At 60.5% G+C, this 253-nt stretch carries 1 pseudogene; it reads left to right on the top strand.

The window, feature by feature from the left end:
• A pseudogene (locus tag EOD29_RS38095) lies at positions 1-147 on the top strand (ABC transporter substrate-binding protein); the annotation flags it as partial.
• Positions 148-253: the final 106 nt, after the last annotated feature.

The raw sequence follows: 253 nt of genomic DNA, 5'->3' as shown, positions 1-253 counted from the left end.
AAATTCACCTATCCGACGGGAGCCAAGGAAGCGATCGACATGGCAAAGAAGATCCTGCTCGACTGCGCTTCGTCCGTTGATGCGACCGTGACGGTGGATACCACCGCGATCACGCCGGAGAACGCCAAGCAGTTGGCCGGGAAATAGGGCAGGGCTCTCCATCCAAGTTGTTTGCGACAAGGCCCCGCACGGGGCCTTGTTTTTGGGATCTGAGCGCTGTGCGCTGACGGGCTCATCGGTATCGGCGGAGCCG

It is taken from the genome of Mesorhizobium sp. M1A.T.Ca.IN.004.03.1.1, assembly GCF_003997555.1.
Classification (GTDB): Bacteria; Pseudomonadota; Alphaproteobacteria; order Rhizobiales; family Rhizobiaceae; genus Mesorhizobium.
Note: the sequence above shows the minus strand (reverse complement) of the source record. Positions and strands in the feature narration are given on the sequence as shown.